This window comes from Aquabacterium sp. TM01 (assembly GCF_057808345.1).
This window is the reverse complement of sequence record NZ_AP046529.1, coordinates 3,225,185-3,242,092: the sequence shown is the minus strand read 5'-3', so window position 1 is coordinate 3,242,092 and position 16,908 is coordinate 3,225,185. Positions and strand designations below refer to the sequence as shown.

Annotated in this window: 15 protein-coding genes and 1 tRNA gene; 12 read left to right on the top strand and 4 right to left on the bottom strand. The window is 62.7% G+C overall.

The annotated features are described in order from the left end of the window. Nucleotides 1–36: 36 nt before the first annotated feature. Complete coding sequence (locus AC3WW4_RS14980; RefSeq protein ID WP_488829253.1) at nucleotides 37–702, bottom strand: 3-oxoacid CoA-transferase subunit B; 666 nt, start codon at nucleotides 700–702, stop codon at nucleotides 37–39. Nucleotides 703–712: 10 nt separating this feature from the next. Then, nucleotides 713–1,411, bottom strand: a complete 699-nt coding sequence (locus tag AC3WW4_RS14975; protein WP_488829252.1) for a 3-oxoacid CoA-transferase subunit A — start codon at nucleotides 1,409–1,411, stop codon at nucleotides 713–715. Between the two features lie 187 nt (nucleotides 1,412–1,598). On the opposite strand from AC3WW4_RS14975, the gene AC3WW4_RS14970 reads away from it, so the two are divergent. Beyond that, nucleotides 1,599–2,399 carry an IclR family transcriptional regulator domain-containing protein gene (locus tag AC3WW4_RS14970; protein ID WP_488829251.1) on the top strand — a complete coding sequence of 267 codons (801 nt, stop codon included), beginning with the start codon at nucleotides 1,599–1,601 and terminating at the stop codon, nucleotides 2,397–2,399. A gap of 117 nt (nucleotides 2,400–2,516) precedes the next feature. Here the strand turns inward: AC3WW4_RS14970 and AC3WW4_RS14965 are convergent, their stop codons facing one another. Next, on the bottom strand, nucleotides 2,517–3,716 hold the full coding sequence (locus tag AC3WW4_RS14965) for an amino acid aminotransferase (protein WP_488829250.1): 1,200 nt from the start codon (nucleotides 3,714–3,716) through the stop codon (nucleotides 2,517–2,519). Between the two features lie 161 nt (nucleotides 3,717–3,877). Between AC3WW4_RS14965 and uvrB the strand changes: the two genes are divergently transcribed. The 11 genes from uvrB (at nucleotide 3,878) to AC3WW4_RS14910 (ending at nucleotide 14,841) form a co-directional block, all read left to right on the top strand. Continuing rightward, nucleotides 3,878–5,980 (top strand): excinuclease ABC subunit UvrB, encoded by a 2,103-nt coding sequence (gene uvrB, locus AC3WW4_RS14960; RefSeq protein WP_488829772.1) that lies wholly within the window; start codon nucleotides 3,878–3,880, stop codon nucleotides 5,978–5,980. A 160-nt stretch (nucleotides 5,981–6,140) separates the two neighbouring features. Next, nucleotides 6,141–8,168: a PhoX family protein gene (locus AC3WW4_RS14955; protein WP_488829249.1), complete on the top strand. Its 2,028-nt coding sequence runs from the start codon at nucleotides 6,141–6,143 to the stop codon at nucleotides 8,166–8,168. Between the two features lie 242 nt (nucleotides 8,169–8,410). Then, nucleotides 8,411–8,944, top strand: a complete 534-nt coding sequence (iscR, locus tag AC3WW4_RS14950; protein ID WP_290732291.1) for a Fe-S cluster assembly transcriptional regulator IscR — start codon at nucleotides 8,411–8,413, stop codon at nucleotides 8,942–8,944. Nucleotides 8,945–9,079: 135 nt separating this feature from the next. After that, nucleotides 9,080–10,300, top strand: a complete 1,221-nt coding sequence (locus AC3WW4_RS14945; protein ID WP_488829248.1) for an IscS subfamily cysteine desulfurase — start codon at nucleotides 9,080–9,082, stop codon at nucleotides 10,298–10,300. 51 nt (nucleotides 10,301–10,351) lie between these two features. Continuing rightward, the gene (gene iscU / locus AC3WW4_RS14940; protein ID WP_290732297.1) at nucleotides 10,352–10,738 is read left to right on the top strand and encodes a Fe-S cluster assembly scaffold IscU; all 387 of its coding nucleotides are present in this window, start codon (nucleotides 10,352–10,354) and stop codon (nucleotides 10,736–10,738) included. Nucleotides 10,739–10,814: 76 nt separating this feature from the next. Then, nucleotides 10,815–11,138, top strand: a complete 324-nt coding sequence (iscA, locus tag AC3WW4_RS14935; protein WP_488829771.1) for an iron-sulfur cluster assembly protein IscA — start codon at nucleotides 10,815–10,817, stop codon at nucleotides 11,136–11,138. Nucleotides 11,139–11,205: 67 nt separating this feature from the next. Next, entirely contained in the window at nucleotides 11,206–11,730 is a 525-nt protein-coding gene (gene hscB, locus AC3WW4_RS14930; protein WP_488829247.1) for a Fe-S protein assembly co-chaperone HscB, read from the top strand. A gap of 15 nt (nucleotides 11,731–11,745) precedes the next feature. Next, nucleotides 11,746–13,614 carry a Fe-S protein assembly chaperone HscA gene (hscA, locus tag AC3WW4_RS14925; protein WP_488829246.1) on the top strand — a complete coding sequence of 623 codons (1,869 nt, stop codon included), beginning with the start codon at nucleotides 11,746–11,748 and terminating at the stop codon, nucleotides 13,612–13,614. 6 nt (nucleotides 13,615–13,620) lie between these two features. Next, nucleotides 13,621–13,959, top strand: coding sequence for an ISC system 2Fe-2S type ferredoxin (gene fdx, locus AC3WW4_RS14920; protein ID WP_290732306.1), 339 nt, complete (start codon nucleotides 13,621–13,623; stop codon nucleotides 13,957–13,959). Between the two features lie 20 nt (nucleotides 13,960–13,979). After that, entirely contained in the window at nucleotides 13,980–14,705 is a 726-nt protein-coding gene (gene dnaQ, locus AC3WW4_RS14915; RefSeq protein ID WP_488829245.1) for a DNA polymerase III subunit epsilon, read from the top strand. Between the two features lie 61 nt (nucleotides 14,706–14,766). Then, nucleotides 14,767–14,841 (top strand) — tRNA-Val (locus AC3WW4_RS14910). Nucleotides 14,842–15,504: 663 nt separating this feature from the next. Here AC3WW4_RS14910 and AC3WW4_RS14905 read toward each other — a convergent pair. Further along, entirely contained in the window at nucleotides 15,505–16,521 is a 1,017-nt protein-coding gene (locus AC3WW4_RS14905; RefSeq protein ID WP_488829244.1) for a tyrosine-type recombinase/integrase, read from the bottom strand. Nucleotides 16,522–16,908 lie beyond the last annotated feature (387 nt).

Genomic DNA, 16,908 nt, shown 5'->3' with positions numbered 1-16,908 from the left:
TCAGCCTTGGTGGGGTTGTGAGGGGCGGACGTCGGCTCAGGCGGCCATGCGCAGGGTGACGCCAGGGGTCATGTCCTGCAGGGCGGCCAGGGTCAAGCCCGGGGCCAGGGCGAGCACGGTCGCGCCATCAGGGCCCAGGTCGATGGTGGCCAGATCCGTGTAGATGCGGCTGACGCACCCGATGCCGGTGAGGGGGTAGGTGCACGCAGGTGCCAGCTTGGCCTCGCCCTTCTTGGTCAGGTACTCCATCATCACGTAGGTCTTCTTGGCGCCAATGGCCAGGTCCATCGCGCCGCCCACGGCAGGGATGGCATCGGGCGCACCGGTGTGCCAGTTGGCCAGATCGCCCGTGGCCGAGACCTGGAAGGCGCCCAGCACACACACGTCGAGGTGGCCGCCGCGCATCATCGCGAAGCTGTCAGCGTGGTGGAAAAAGCAGCCGCCGGGCAGCAAGGTGACGGGCTGCTTGCCCGCGTTGATCAGGTCATAGTCCTCGTCGCCTTCGGCCGGGGCGGGGCCCATGCCGATCACGCCGTTTTCGGAGTGCAGCACGATTTCCTTGTCGGCGCCCAGGTGGTTGGCCACGGCGGTGGGCAGGCCGATGCCGAGGTTCACGACCGAGCCGTCAGGGATGTCGTTGGCCACCTGGGCGGCCATCTCGTCGCGGGTCCAGCGGGTGTAAGTAGCGTTGGATGTGGTCATGTGTGTTTCCTCAGGCGCCCTTGAAGCCACCGGCGGTGGTGGCGGTGCGGTCGATCTTGACGATGCGCTGGACGAACAGGCCGGGGGTGATCACGGCTTCCGGATCGAGCGAGCCCAGCTCGGCGATCTCGTGCACCGAGGCGATGGTGGTCTTGGCGGCCATGGCCATGATCGGCCCGAAGTTGCGGGCGGTCATGCGGTAGGTCAGGTTGCCCCAGCGGTCGCCCTTTTCGGCCTTGATCAGGGCGTAGTCGGCATGGATGGGCGACTCGAACACATACATCTTGCCGTCGATCTCACGGGTTTCCTTGCCCTGGGCCAGCTCGGTGCCGTAGCCCGTGGGCGTGAAGAAGCCGCCAATGCCGGCGCCAGCGGCGCGGATGCGCTCGGCCAGGTTGCCTTGCGGCACCAGTTCCAGCTCCAGTTTGCCGCTGCGGTACAGGCCATCGAAGTGGTGGCTGTCAGCCTGACGCGGGAAGGAGCAGATGATCTTGCGCACCTGACCTGCCGCCAGCAGCGCGGCCAGGCCCACATCGCCATTGCCCGCGTTGTTGTTGACGATGACCAGGTCCTTGGCACCCGTGGCGATCAGGGCGTCGATCAGTTCATTGGGCTGACCGGCGGTGCCAAAACCGCCGATCATGACGGTGGCGCCATCCCGGATGTCGGCCAGTGCTTCGGTGGCCGAGGCCACAATTTTGTTGATCATGAAAGGCTCTCAGGAAAAGAGGCGAACGGCTTGGCCGCCTTGTTAATTCGTGTTCTAATTGCGAACAAGTATTCGCCAATCGAACAAATGCCAGCTTAAAGAGCGGTCACACGCCTGTCAAGATTGGTGGGGGTTAACCCTAGGTGTGTCGTTCGCCTTGTGAAAATGCCCCGAGAGGTTTTATGACATGTCCTTGATCTCGTCCGAAGAGGGGGGCGCCGCCTCTCTCAAACCCAGTGACAGCTATGTGCAGTCGTTTGCGCGTGGCCTCGACGTCCTGCGCAGCTTCGGGGCGGAGGCACCCACACAGACGCTGTCGGAATGTGCCGAGCGCGTGGGCATGACCCGCGCGGGCGCGCGCCGCATCCTGTTGACCCTGCAGACGCTGGGCTATGTGGACCTGGAGGGGCGCCACTTTAGGCTCACGCCCAAGGTGCTGGAGTTGGGCTTTGCCTATCTCAGTGCGCAGCCCTGGTGGGGTCTGGCGCAACCGCTGTTGGAAGAGTTGACGCAGACGCTCAAGGAGTCCTCGTCAGCCGCCGTGCTCGACGGCAACGACATCGTTTATGTGTTGCGCGTGCCGGCCAACAAAATCATGGCGATCAACCTGGGCGTGGGCACGCGCCTGCCGGCGTACTGCACGTCCATGGGGCGGGTGCTGCTGGCGGCCTTGCCCGAGGACGAGCGCGAGCGCCGCGTGGCGGCCATGACGCTGGAGGCGCGCACGCCTCGCACCATCGTGAACCACGACGAGTTGCTGCAGGTGCTAGCCCAGGTGCGCCGTCAGGGCTGGGCCATGATCAACGAAGAGCTGGAGATGGGCTTGATCTCGCTGGCGGTGCCGATTCGCGACCGGGCGGGCCGGGTGGTGGCCGCGATCAATGTCAGCAGCCAGCCGCATCGCCAGACGGTGGCAGGCATGCAGCAACAGTTCCTGCCGCGCCTGCAGGCGGTGGCCGAGCGCATCAGCGCCCTGATGCCGCGTTGACGCCAATCCGAAGCCGACAAGGCGCCCACACGAGGCGTCCCAGAAACGACAAAGGCTCCGAACTGGAGCCTTTGTCTTGGGTGGAGAGGCCGAGGCCTCCCCATGCGCTCAGCGCATTCACATCACAGCCTTGATGGCCGCGGCCACGGCCTTGATGTTCTTGGTGTTCAGTGCGGCCACGCAGATGCGGCCCGAATCGACACCGTACACACCGAACTCGGCGCGCAGACGCTGCATCTGAGTAGCGTTCAGACCGGAGTAGCTGAACATGCCCTTCTGGCGGGTGATGTAGCCCAGGTCGCCTTGCACGCCGGCGGCGGTCAGCTCCTGAACCAGGGCCGCGCGCATGTCCTTGATGCGCACGCGCATCTCGGTCAGCTCGTCTTCCCACTGCTTGCGCAGCTCGGGCGAGTTCAGCACCATGGCCACCACGGTGGCGCCGTGCGTGGGCGGGTTGGAGTAGTTGGTGCGGATCACGCGCTTGAGCTGGCTCAGCACGCGACCGGCTTCTTCCTTGGACTCGCTGACGATGCTCAGGGCGCCGACGCGCTCACCGTACAGCGAGAAGCTCTTGGAGAAGCTGGTGGACACGAAGAAGTTCAGGCCGGCGTCCAGGAACTTGCCGATCACCTTGCCGTCTTCTGCAATGCCTTCGCCAAAGCCTTGGTAGGCCATGTCGAGGAAGGCCACCAAGCCGCGTGCCTTGACGGCCGCGATCACCTGATCCCATTCGGCTTCGGTCAGGTCGTAGCCGGTGGGGTTGTGGCAGCAGGCGTGCAGCACGATCACGGTGCCGGCTTCAGCCGCGTTCAGCGCAGCCAGCATGCCGTCAAAGTTGATGCCGCGCTTGGCTTCGTCGTAGTAGGGGTAGGTGCCCACAGTGAAACCGGCCGTCTCGAAGATGGCGCGGTGGTTTTCCCAGCTCGGGTTGGAGATCAGCGCTTGCTTCTTGCCGCTGACGTTGTGCAGGAAGTCGGCACCCAGCTTTAGGCCGCCGGTGCCGCCAATGGCCTGCGCCGTGACGATGCGACCATCGGTGACAGCAGCGTGTTCGGCACCGAACACCAGGCCTTGCACGGCCTTGTTGTAGGCGGCAATGCCCTCGATGGGCAGGTAGCCACGGGCCTTGGGGGCCGCAGCGATCTGCTGCTCGGCCGCAGCCACGCACTTGAGCAGGGGCAGCTTGCCGTTGTCGTCGGTGTAGACGCCCACACCCAGGTTCACCTTGTTGGGGTTGGTGTCGGCATTGAATTGTTCGTTGAGGCCCAGGATGGGGTCCCGGGGGGCCATTTCAACGGTAGCGAACAGCGAGGCCATGCGAGCAGTCTCCGGACGGTTGGGGTAATCTGATGAAAGGAAGACGAGGCCGACAGCGTCTTCCGTGCGCTTGTGGCGAACGAATGCCGTGTCGGGCAAACCCTTTATTTTAGCGAACTGCGACCCGGATGTCAGAACCGATTTCTCTTCAGACCCCCGACATGCCCTTGGGGCAGGGGGATGCGCCGCCTGCTCCGGGCCAATTCGTGCATTTTCCCGACTCCCCGTTCGAGCTGTATCAACCCTACCCACCAGCGGGGGATCAGCCAACGGCGATAGACCAGCTGTGTGAAGGCATCGAAGACGGCTTGAGCTACCAGACCCTGCTGGGCGTGACCGGCTCGGGCAAGACCTTCACCATGGCCAATGTGATCGCCCGGGAAGGGCGCCCGGCCATCGTGTTCGCGCCCAACAAGACCCTGGCGGCCCAGCTCTACGCCGAGTTCCGCGAGTTCTTCCCCAACAACGCGGTCGAGTACTTCGTCAGCTACTACGACTACTACCAGCCCGAGGCCTACGTCCCCCAGCGCGACCTGTTCATCGAGAAGGACAGCGCCATCAACGAGGCCATTGAGCAGATGCGCTTGAGTGCGACCAAGAGCCTGCTGGAGCGCCGCGACGTGGTCATCGTGGCCACCGTCTCGGCCATCTACGGCATAGGCAAGCCCGAGGACTACATGCAGATGGTCCTGATCGCCCGTGTGGGCGACAAGTACGGCCAGCGCGACGTCATCGCCCAGCTCATCCGCATGCAGTACAAGCGCAACGACGCCGACTTTGCGCGCGGCACTTTCCGCGTGCGTGGCGACACCATCGACGTGTTCCCCGCCGAGCACTCCGAGCTGGCCGTGCGCCTGGAGCTGTTTGACGACGAGATCGACTCCATCCAGCTGTTCGATCCGCTCACCGGCCGCATCCGCCAGAAGATTCCGCGCTTCACCATCTACCCGTCCAGCCACTACGTGACCCCGCGCGAGCGCGTGCTGGTCGCCATTGAAAGCATCAAGGAAGAGCTCAACCAGCGCGTCAAGGAGCTGGTGGGCATGGGCAAACTGGTCGAGGCCCAGCGCGTCGAGCAGCGTACCCGGTTTGACCTGGAAATGTTGCAGGAAGTCGGTCACTGCAAGGGCATCGAGAACTACACCCGGCACCTGTCGGGCGCGACGCCGGGTGACGCGCCCCCCACGCTGGTGGACTACATGCCGTCCGACTCCCTCATGTTCCTGGACGAAAGCCACGTCATGATCGGCCAGCTGGGCGCCATGTACAACGGCGACCGCTCGCGCAAGACCACGCTGGTGGAGTATGGCTTTCGCCTGCCCTCGGCCATGGACAACCGCCCGCTCAAGTTCGAGGAATTCGAGACCAAGATGCGCCAGGTGGTGTTCGTCTCGGCCACACCGGCGGCCTACGAGCAGCAACATGCCGGCCAGGTGGTCGAGCAGGTGGTGCGCCCGACCGGTTTGCTCGACCCCATCGTGGAAGTGCGGCCGGCGACGCATCAGGTCGACGATGTGCTGCAGGAAATCCGCATCCGCGTCGACATCAATGAGCGTGTGCTGATCACCACGCTGACCAAGCGCATGGCCGAACAGTTGACCGACTACCTGACGGAAAACGGCGTCAAGGTGCGCTACCTGCACTCCGACATCGACACCGTCGAGCGGGTCGAGATCCTGCGTGACCTGCGCCTGGGCACCTTCGACGTGCTGGTGGGCATCAACCTGCTGCGCGAAGGGCTGGACATACCCGAGGTGTCGCTGGTGGCGATCCTGGATGCCGACAAGGAGGGTTTTTTGCGCTCCGAGCGCAGCCTGATTCAGACCATCGGGCGGGCCGCGCGCAACCAGAACGGCCGCGCCATCCTGTACGCCGACAAGCTCACCGACTCCATGCGCAAGGCCATGGGCGAGACCGAACGTCGCCGCACCAAGCAGATCGCGCACAACGAAGCCCACGGCATCACGCCACGCACCGTCAACAAGAAGGTCAAGGAGCTGATCGACGGTGTCATGTCCAACGCGGCCAAGGACGACTTGCGTGCGGCCGAGGCGTTGTCGCGTTCGATGGAGGGTAGTGAAGCGTTGTCAGAGCGCGACCTCAGCAAGCGCATGAAGCAGCTGGAGAAAGACATGCTGGAAGCAGCGCGCAACCTGGAGTTCGAGCAGGCAGCCCGCCTGCGCGACCAGCTCGCCTTGCTCAAGGAGCAGGCGTTTGGGGCGGTGGTGCATGACCATGTGGCGAGGGCTGCGCAGCGCGCTTGATCCGTTGGCCGCTCGGTCTTTACTCCTGACGCCGTGTGACAAAGTTGTCATCGCTTGTTAACACGCGTTTCATAAGGCAATTGGATAGTTGGGCTAGCGCATTTCCGCTCTAACCCATCATTCATTGCACATCATGAGTAAATCGATTTCTGACAAGGTCGTGACCAACGACTCAGGTAACACGCCACTCAGTCTCGTCATGGAGGCGCATTTGTCTCGCCGCACTGTGACACGCGGTGGTCTTGCTGCTGCGATGGCGCTTTTCTCAGGTGTGGGGTTGACAGCATGTGGCGGCGGAAATTCGTCGCCAGCGGCCAGCCAGGGTGCGACACCGCCCCCCAAGCTCAAGCTTGGTTTTGAGTCGCTGCCCAACAGCATGACCGATGCGTGCGTTGTGCCGGCAGGATATGTGGCGCAGGTGCTGGGTGCATGGGGCACTCCTCTCAACAGCAATGCTGCAGATTGGAAAAACGATGGCACCAATACGTCGAACGACTTGCTGAACTCTACTGGCATGCACCACGACGGCATGCATTATTTCCCGCTGGAGGGCAGCTCGACCGAGGGCATTCTGGTGGTCAACCACGAATACATCGACCAGAGCACCCTGCACCCTGCCGGCGCCACGACGGTGGGCGGCAAGCGCCCAGCCGAAGAGGTGCGCAAGGAGATCAATGCACATGGCGTGGCCGTGATGCACATCCGCAAGACTGGCAGCAAATGGGACATCGTCAAGGACTCGCGGTACAACCGCCGCTTCACGTCTGCCACCCCGATGGACATTGCAGGTCCTGTCCGTGGCACGGACTCTGTGAAGACGCCTTTCTCGAACCTGGGCACGATGGTGCGTGGCACCAACAACAACTGCGGTAACGGGACCACGCCGTGGGGTACCTACATCACGGCTGAAGAAAACTGGGCAGCTTGTTTCGTCAACACTGGCACTCGGACTGCATCTCAAGTGCGAGATGGTGTGCAGGCGGCAGCAGGTCGTTATAAGTGGGAAACGGCCGCTGGAGATGTCTCCGAGCAGCAGGGCGAGTTTGCGCGTTTCAATGTGACTCCCTCCGGTGCAACGGCTCTGGATGACTGGCGCAATGAAGTCAACGGCTTTGGCTATCTGGTGGAAATCGATCCTTATGATCCCAACAGCGTGGCCACCAAGCGCACCGCCATGGGTCGCTTTGCCCACGAGGGCTCCGCCTACAGCCTGCCTCAAGCTGGCAAGCCTTTGGCTTTCTACAGCGGCGATGACAAGGCAGGTGAGTTTGTCTACCGTTTTGTTTCTGAAGCCAACTGGGATCCGGCCGATGCCAAGCGTACCGACCGCCTGGCGGTAGGCGCCAAGTATCTGGACAAGGGTACGCTGTACGTGGCTCGCTTCGATGCGAGCGGCGCTGGCGAATGGTTGCCTTTGACCTTGAGCAGCCCCAAGAAGGGTGGCGTCGGCACGCTGGCCGACGATTTCACCAGCCAGGCAGAAATCATCATCAGCACACGCATTGCTGCAGGTTTGGTGGGTGGGACGCCGATGGATCGTCCGGAATGGACGGCGGTTCACCCGTCTAACGGTGACGTCTATCTCACGCTGACCAACAACACCGGTCGCACCACCGCTGATGCGGCGAACCCACGGGCGCCCAACGCCAACGGCCACATCATTCGTTGGCATGACAAGGCTGATTCGAACAAGTTCAGCTGGGACATCTTCGTGTTCGGCTCATCCGCGACCGATGCTGAAAAGGCCATCAATTTTTCGGGACTCACGGCTTCGAACCAACTGGCCAGCCCCGATGGCTTGGCATTCGACGATCGTGGCATCCTGTGGATCCAGACGGACAACGGTCTCGATGGTGGCCGCAAGAACGACGTGGCCAGGGCGACGAACGACCAGATGCTGGCCGTCATTCCTGGTGCCCAGGCTGACGCAACTGGCACGGGTCCTGTCATCAACGCGTCGAACCAAGGTGAGCTGCGTCGCTTCTTTGTTGGCCCGAACGACGCGGAGATCACCGGTTTTGCTTTCACGCCGGACTACAAGTCGATTTTCATCAATATCCAGCACCCGGTGAACTGGCCTGCCTACGGCACCACGGATGCCACCGTGGCGCCGGCGCCGGCCTCGGTGCGTGCACGTTCTTCGACCGTGGTCATCCAACGTGCGGACGGTGGCCCGATTGGCGTCTAACTAGCCTGGTTCGGAGCACTTGATACGAAAGAGCCCTTCGGGGCTCTTTTTCATTGGCGCTCCGGCGTCATCCTCGGGTCAACCCTGACCTAAAGTTGACCAAAACAGTAGGAAAGCGTATAATCGACCCAAACACTCGGGATTGACCTTTCCCTGATCTGCCGGAGATCCCGGTGGGTCCAGCGCTGACCGACCCAGGGCCAGCGTGGGGCAACGTCCGATCCCGCATAAGGAGTTATGCCATGCGTTTGACCACCAAGGGCCGTTTCGCTGTAACGGCCATGATTGATCTGGCTTTGCGGGAGCACACCGGCCCCGTCGCCCTGGCTGCCATCAGCCAGCGTCAACAGATCTCGCTGTCCTACCTTGAGCAGCTGTTCGGCAAGCTGCGTCGCCACGAACTCGTCGAGAGCACCCGTGGTCCGGGCGGTGGCTATTCCTTGGGCCGCAAGGCCGAAGACATCACCGTGGCCGACATCATCGTCGCGGTCGATGAGCCCATCGACGCCACCGGTTGCGGCGGCAAGGAAAACTGCATGGGCGATGACGGCGGTCGCTGCATGACCCACGACCTGTGGACCAGCCTGAACAACAAGATGATCGAGTACCTCGACTCGATCAGCCTGCGCAAGCTGGTGGACGACCAGTTGGCCAAGGGCGTGTCGATCGAGGCGCAGCCCATCAAGCGCGCCATCTCGACCCAGCCTGTGGTCAAGCCCATCAAGATCACCGCGCCCAATTCCGTGTTCGCTCTCGGTGCAGCCCTGACCAAATAAGGGGCATCCGGCCCCCTCTGTCTCGGCAGAGGGTGGCGCGCCCTGATAATTCAGCCTCACTTCTGAGCGATCTCTTGTACCGCTTGCCTGCCGGGTCGCGTTGACCTGTCCGGCGCCAGCCATTGAGTCCCCACCATGGACATGACCCCGCATTTCCCTATCTACATGGACTACGGCGCGACCACGCCGTGTGACCCCCGCGTCGTCGACGCCATGATTCCCTGGCTGCGTGAGCACTTCGGCAACCCGGCTTCGCGCACCCACGCCTATGGCTGGGAAGCCGAAGCCGCCGTCGAGAAGGCCCGCCAGGAAGTGGCCGACCTGATCGGCGCCGACCCCCGCGAAATCGTCTGGACCTCGGGCGCCACCGAGTCCAACAACCTGGCCCTCAAGGGCGCGGCTCAGTTCTACAAGACCCGCGGCAAGCACATCATCACGGTCAAGACCGAGCACAAGGCCGTGCTCGACACCGTGCGTGAACTGGAGCGCCAGGGCTTCGAGGCCACCTACCTCGACGTCAAGGACGACGGTCTGCTCGACCTGGACGTGCTCAAGGCCGCGATCCGCCCCGACACCATCCTGATCTCGGTCATGTACGTGAACAACGAGATCGGCGTGATCCAGGACATCCCGACCATCGGCGCGCTGTGCCGTGAAAAGGGCATCATCTTCCACGTGGACGCGGCCCAAGCCACTGGCAAGGTCGACATCGACCTGGCCACCTTGCCCGTCGACCTGATGAGCCTGGCTTCGCACAAGACCTACGGCCCCAAGGGCATTGGCGCCCTGTACGTGCGCCGCAAGCCGCGTGTGCGCCTCGAAGCGCAAATGCACGGTGGTGGTCACGAGCGCGGCATGCGCTCGGGCACCTTGCCCACGCACCAGATCGTCGGCATGGGCGAAGCCTTCCGCATCGCCAAAGCAGAAATGGCCGAAGAGAACGCCCGCGTCAAGGCCCTGCGTGACCGCCTGCTGGCCGGCCTGCAAGGCATCGAACAGATCTTCGTCAACGGCGATCTGGACAAGCGTGTCGCTCACAACCTCAACGTCTCCTTCAACTACGTCGAAGGCGAGTCGCTGATCATGGGCATCAAGGGCATCGCGGTGTCTTCGGGCTCGGCCTGTACCTCGGCCAGCCTGGAGCCCAGCTATGTGCTGCGTGCCCTGGGCCGCAGCGACGAGCTGGCCCACAGCTCGTTGCGCATGACCATCGGCCGTTTCACGACCGAAGAAGAAGTGGACTTTGTCGTCACCACTCTGAAGGACCGCGTGGCCAAGCTGCGCGAGCTCTCGCCGCTGTGGGACATGTACAAAGACGGTATCGACATCAGCACTATTCAATGGGCGGCACACTGATGCTGCTGGCTACGGACTTCCGCAGTCACCGACGAGATTTGGAGTAACACCATGGCATACAGCGACAAGGTCATTGACCACTACGAACACCCCCGCAACGTCGGCTCCTTTGAAAAGGGCGATGACACGGTCGGCACCGGCATGGTCGGCGCCCCGGCCTGCGGCGACGTGATGAAGCTGCAGATCAAGGTCAACCCGTCCACTGGTGTGATCGAAGACGCGCGCTTCAAGACCTATGGCTGCGGCTCGGCCATTGCTTCGAGCTCGCTCGTGACCGAGTGGGTGCGCGGCAAGACGCTGGACGAAGCGCTCGACATCAAGAACACCCAGATCGCCGAAGAGCTGGCCTTGCCTCCGGTCAAGATCCACTGCTCGATCCTGGCGGAAGATGCGATCAAAGCCGCCGTCAACGACTACAAGACCAAACATGCAAGCTGATCAAGCCACCTCCGGCTCGTGCACCAGTGGGCCTGGCAACGGCCCCTTGGCCGAGATCGGTGCGGTCGATGCCACCATGTCCGTGGGCCTGACCGAGGCCGCCGCGCGCCACATCACCCGCTACCTGTCGCGTCGCGGCAAAGGTGTGGGCGTGCGCCTGGGCGTCAAGACCACGGGTTGCTCGGGCCTGGCCTACAAGATTGAATTCGCTGACGAGATCAACCCCGAAGACATCATCTTCGAGCAACGCGGCGTCAAGATCCTGGTCGACCCCAAGAGCCTGCCTTACATCGACGGCACTGAACTCGATTTCGTGCGCGAAGGCCTCAACGAGGGCTTCAAGTTCAACAACCCCAACGAGCGCGACCGTTGCGGTTGCGGCGAGTCTTTCCGCATCTGAGGCGCTTGACATGCCTTGCGTCGGATGAAGCCCCACCCTGTGGTGGGGTTTCGCCTTTTCAAACACCATGAACATCGACGCTGACGACTTCACCCTCTTGGGACTGCACAAGGGCTTTGCGCTGGAGCGCAGCCAACTGGACGCCGCCTGGAAGGCCTTGCAGGCACGGGTCCATCCCGATCGCTTTGCCGCCGAAGGTGGTGCGGCCCAACGCCTGGCCATGCAGTGGGCGGTGCGCGTCAACGAAGCGCATCAGCGCCTCAAGGACCCGCTCAAGCGCGCGGCCTACCTGTGCGAGCTCGCCGGTGTGCCCGTGCAGTCCGAGAGCAACACCGCCATGCCGGGTGCGTTCCTGATGCAGCAAATGCAGTGGCGTGAAGCCCTGGAAGAGGCCGACACCGCCGCCGAGGTCGAGACCTTGTCCGACGAGGTGCAGCTCGACCGCAAGGCCCGCATCGCCCGTGTGACCCACCTGCTCGATGTGGACGCCAACCCCACCCAGGCTGCGCAGGAAGTGCGCGCCCTGATGTTCATCGATCGCCTGCTTGAAGAGATCGATGCCCGCCTTGAACGCTACGAAGACGCCATCTGAAGACACGAACCGACCATGGCCCTGCTGCAAATTTCCGAACCTGGGCAATCGCCCGACCCCCACCAGCGCCGCATTGCGGTGGGCATTGACCTGGGCACCACACACTCTCTGGTGGCTTCGGTGCGCAATGGCATCTCCGAATGCCTGCCCGACCAGAGTGGCCGTGTGATCCTGCCCTCGGCCGTGCGCTACCTGCTCGATGACAAGGGCCAGACCCGCCGTCAGATTGGCTTTGAAGCGCTGGCCGCGCAAGCCGAAGACTCGCAAAACACCATCGTGTCGGTGAAGCGGTTCATGGGGCGTAGCCTGGCAGACCTGCCCGATGCGGGCCGCCTGCCATATCAGTTTGAAGACCAGCCGGGCATGGTCGCGATCCGCACCGTGGCCGGCGTGAAGTCGCCCATCGAGGTGTCGGCCGAGATTTTGGCCAGCCTGCGCCAGCGCGCCGAAGACACTTTCAACGACGACCTGTTCGGCGCCGTCATCACCGTGCCGGCGTATTTCGATGACGCACAACGCCAAGCCACCAAGGATGCGGCCCAGATGGCCGGTCTGAATGTGCTGCGCCTGCTCAACGAGCCCACCGCCGCCGCCATCGCCTACGGGCTGGACAACGGCGCCGAAGGTCTCTACGCCATCTACGACCTGGGCGGCGGCACCTTCGACATTTCGCTGCTGCAACTCAGTCACGGCGTGTTCGAGGTGGTCGCGACCAGCGGCGATTCGGCCCTGGGCGGTGACGACATCGACCACTTGCTGGCCGAGTACGCCCTGGCCCAGTCGCAGATGCAGGCCACCACACCGCAAGACAAGCGCACTGTGCTGGTCGCGGCGCGCCGCACCAAGGAAAAGCTCTCCACCGATGGCAGCGCGCACCTGTCGTGCGCCCTGTCGGGCGGCATGCTCTCGGTGACGCTGACGCGCGCCAAGCTGGCCGAGCTGGCCAAGCCGCTGATTGACAAGACGCTGGCCGTGGTCAAGCGCGTGCTGCGCGATGCCAAGGTCAAGGCCGACGAGGTCAAGGGCGTGGTCATGGTGGGTGGTTCCACCCGCATGCCCGCCGTGCGCGATGCTGTGGGCGGCTTCTTTGGTCAGCAACCCCTCACCGACCTGAACCCCGATGAAGTGGTGGCGCTGGGCGCCGCCATCCAGGCCAACCAGCTTGCCGGCAACAACGCGCAAGGCGAGCACCTGCTGCTCGACGTGCTGCCGCTGTCGCTGGGGTTGGAGACCATGGGTGGCCTGGTCGAGCGCATCATCCCGCGCAACACCCCGATCCCGTGCGCACGTGCTCAGGACTTCACCACCTTCAAGGACGGGCAGACCGCCCTGGCCGTGCACGTGGTGCAGGGCGAGCGCGAGCAGGTCGAACACTGCCGCTCGCTGGCCCGGTTCGAGCTGCGCGGTATCCCGCCGATGGCCGCCGGTGCCGCCCGCATCCGCGTGAGCTTCCAGGTCGATGCCGATGGCCTCTTGAGCGTGTCGGCCAAGGAGCAGTTGTCGGGCGTGGAAGCTTCGGTGGTCGTCAAGCCCAGTTATGGGCTGACCGATGACCAGGTGGCCCACATGCTGCGCGAAGGTTTCACCACTGCCGCCGCCGACATGAAGGACCGGGCCCTGCGCGAAGCCCGCGTCGAAGCCGAGCGCATGCTCGAAGCCACACGCACCGCCCTGGCGGCCGATGGCGACCTGCTGTCGCCCGAGCAGCGCGCTGAAATCGATGGCCTGATGGCCCAGATCGGCCAGCGCTGCGACCGCGGCGACCTGGAGGCGCTGGAAGCGGCCACCAAGGCTCTGGCCCACGGTACCGAAGGCTTCGCCGCCGAACGCATGAACCGCAGCATCCGCCAGGCTCTGGCGGGTCGCAAACTTGACCAGCTCTGATTCACCATGCCCATCATCAAGATCCTGCCCCACGCCAGCCTCTGCCCTGAAGGCAAGGAAATCACCGCGGCGCCCGGCACCAGCATCTGCGAAGCCCTGCTGGAAAACCACATCGAGATCGAGCACGCCTGCGACATGAGCGCAGCCTGCACCACCTGTCACGTGATCGTTCGTCAAGGCTTCAACAGCCTCAACGAGATGGAAGAGACCGAGGAAGACCTGCTGGACCGCGCCTGGGGGCTAGAGCCAGACTCCCGCCTGAGTTGCCAGGCCATCGTGGCCGGCCAGGACCTCACCATCGAGATTCCCAAGTACACGATCAACCACGCGCGCGAGAATCACTGATTCATTGCAGCAGGTGCTCCATGTCCCGACAGATCTTCCTGGATACCGAAACCACCGGCCTGAGTCCTGACTCGGGCGACCGCATCGTTGAAATCGGGTGCGTCGAGATGGTCAACCGTCGCCTCACCGGGCGGCATCTGCACTTCTACATCAACCCCGAGCGGCTCAACAGCGAAGACGCGGTGCGCGTGCACGGCCTGACCGACGAGTTCCTGGCCGACAAGCCCACGTTTGCGGCCTTGGTGGATCAGATCATGGACTACTGCGAAGGCGCGGAAGTCATCATCCACAACGCGGCGTTTGACATCGGCTTTCTGAATGCCGAGTTGGCGCGTTGCGGCCGGGGCAAGTTCACCGAGCAGATCAGTGGGGTGATCGACACCTTGTTGATGGCCCGCGAGATGTTCCCGGGCAAGTCCAACAACCTCGATGCCTTGTGCCGCCGTCTGGAGGTGGACAACTCGCACCGCACCTTGCACGGCGCCTTGATGGACGCCGAGTTGCTGGCCGAGGTCTACATCAACATGACCCGGGGTCAGGATGCCCTGTTGATCGAGGCGGAGGACGAGTCGGGCAATGAAGGGCAGGGCGCATTCGACGTGGCTGCCATCGACCTGCGCACCTTTGATCTGCCGGTGATTCAGCCCAGCCCCGAGGAAGCCGAAGCCTTTGACAAGGCGTTGCAAGATCTCGACAAAGCGTCCGGCGGGAAAAGTTTGTGGAAGTCGCTTGAAACCGTGCTATAGTTCAGGTCTTCGCTGATTGAGACAAAAAAATCAGCAACGCGGCAAGTCCCGAACCAGTTTCGGGCGGTTAGCTCAGCGGTAGAGCACTGCCTTCACACGGCAGGGGTCGCAGGTTCGAACCCTGCACCGCCCACCAAGAAAATCAAGCACTTAGCCTAACGGCTAGGTGCTTTTTTTTTGCCCGTACGGACAATGTACGGATAGTGCCTTTTGAGAATGGCCTTATCGGGGCGGCTTTTCCGTGTCGCATCAGGGCATCAGGCTGGCGCTGATTGCCACCCTCACGCGGGATGCGTGAAAGCGCGAACCTTAAGTTTGCTCATGATTTCCCCTCTCGCGCGCGCACGCGGGCGATGCGTGCAGAAACCCCGCCTCTCATGTGTACGGCTTCGCAGATACCCTTCAAGTCCCGTAGCAGGGAGACTTTCAGAGCCTTCGGGCTTTGGCTGTCTTGAAGGCTCATCGTGGTGGTACACGTTGGGCCTTCTCCTTTTGTGGACTTCGGTAAGTCCACCCGGACAACTCTATCAGAATAACCAAGCAAACCGTAGGGTTATTGTTTTGGTGTGCTTCTCAGGGGCGCAAGTGTCGCGTTTCGTCGTGGTCTGCGCTTCGCCTTTTTCCTCGGTCTCAGGGGCTAAAACGCCTTCTGCAAGGGGGCGCTCCCTAGGGCGGATGTGGCCGGGGAAGCTGTCCACCTAGTTCTTGACCCAGCCGACGAACGAGTTTTCGTTGGGGTTGTGGCGGTTCTTGTCCAGGTCCTTGTCGCGGTTCTCGGGCAGGTTCTTGTCGGGCTGGGTCACAGCATCGCCGTCTTGTCCATGAGCGCACGGGTCTTGTCGACGCGCAGGTGCCCATAGTTCGCGTCAATCATTGCCGTGGACGTGCCCGCGATCTTGGCGACTAGGTGGGAATCCATGCCCCCGGCGATCAGTTCCGTGATTGCGCAGTGACGCAGGGTGTACATCACCGTCTTATCAGGCAGGCCAGCGGCCACCACAGCGGCCTTGAATGGCTTTTTCCATGCGTCCTTGTTCCACCGCTTGCCGAAGCCGTCAGGGATCAATGGCGCGGCTCCTATGCGGTCTTTGGTCGCTGTCTTGAAATGCTCGATTGCCACCGTCGACAGGGGCACGGTGCGGGCCTCGGTCTTGCTGATACGGATGGTCAGCGTTCCTGTGATCTTGTCGAAGTCGGCCACGTCGCACCCGGCCAGTTCACCAGGGCGGATGCCGGTAAGGAGTAGGGCGGTCACCAGTTCGCGCAGGCCAGCGCCACACTGAGCCACCAGCTTTCTGCGCTCGTCGGTGTTCAGGAAAATGGTTCGTCGCTTGCCCACCTTTTCAAACGCGGTCACTGTCTTCCATGCGTCGTCTGAGGATGTGAGGCGGTCACGGTGCGCAAGGTTCAGTGCGGCTTTGAGGGCGGCAAGGTTCCGGTTAGTCGAATCCTTGGCGCGTCGCACGGTGTCGTCGTCGAAGTCGTCACCCTTGGGAATCTGACCATCACGCCATGCACGCACCTTGATGGTGTTCAGCTTGTCTAGCGTGATCTTGCCGAAGGCGGTTCCGTAGACCAGTCGCTTGAATCTGCCCTCGGCATCCTTTGCAGCGTCCTCACCCTTTGCCGTTCGTTGGTGCTTGACGTAGTGCTCACAAGCGGCCTGCACCGTGGGGGCCTTGTCGGTCACGCCAGCGTCAACCCGTCCAGCCCATGCCAGTGCGGCCTTCTTGGCGTCGTCGTACAGGTCGTGGTGGCCTAGGGCTTGGTAGGTCTTCTTGGTGCCGTCTTGGCGTCGGGCAATCCAGGTGCCCACGTTGTCGCTCATCACCCGAAAGCCCAGATACAGGCCAATCTCCACGCGCACCCAATAGGGTTCACGCCGTGGGGTGAGCTTGCTGCGTTCGGTCTTCTTGCTCAGGTCGTGTGCCACTTGATGCCCCTGCTTTTATCCGTACGGACAATGTACGGACAGTCATCATAGGACATGGGTGGACGAACATGCCTTTATTCATGGGGGTTGTAGAGGGGAGCAGGACAAACGCGCACCCTAAAAAACACTGTTTCCCGCCTTCACACGGCAGGGGTCGCAGGTTCGAACCCTGCACCGCCCACCAAGCATATAAAGCCTCACAAGTCCTTGATTTGTGAGGCTTTTTGCTTTGCGACGAGCCCCACGCTCGTTCCCGGAAGCCCCCGGAAA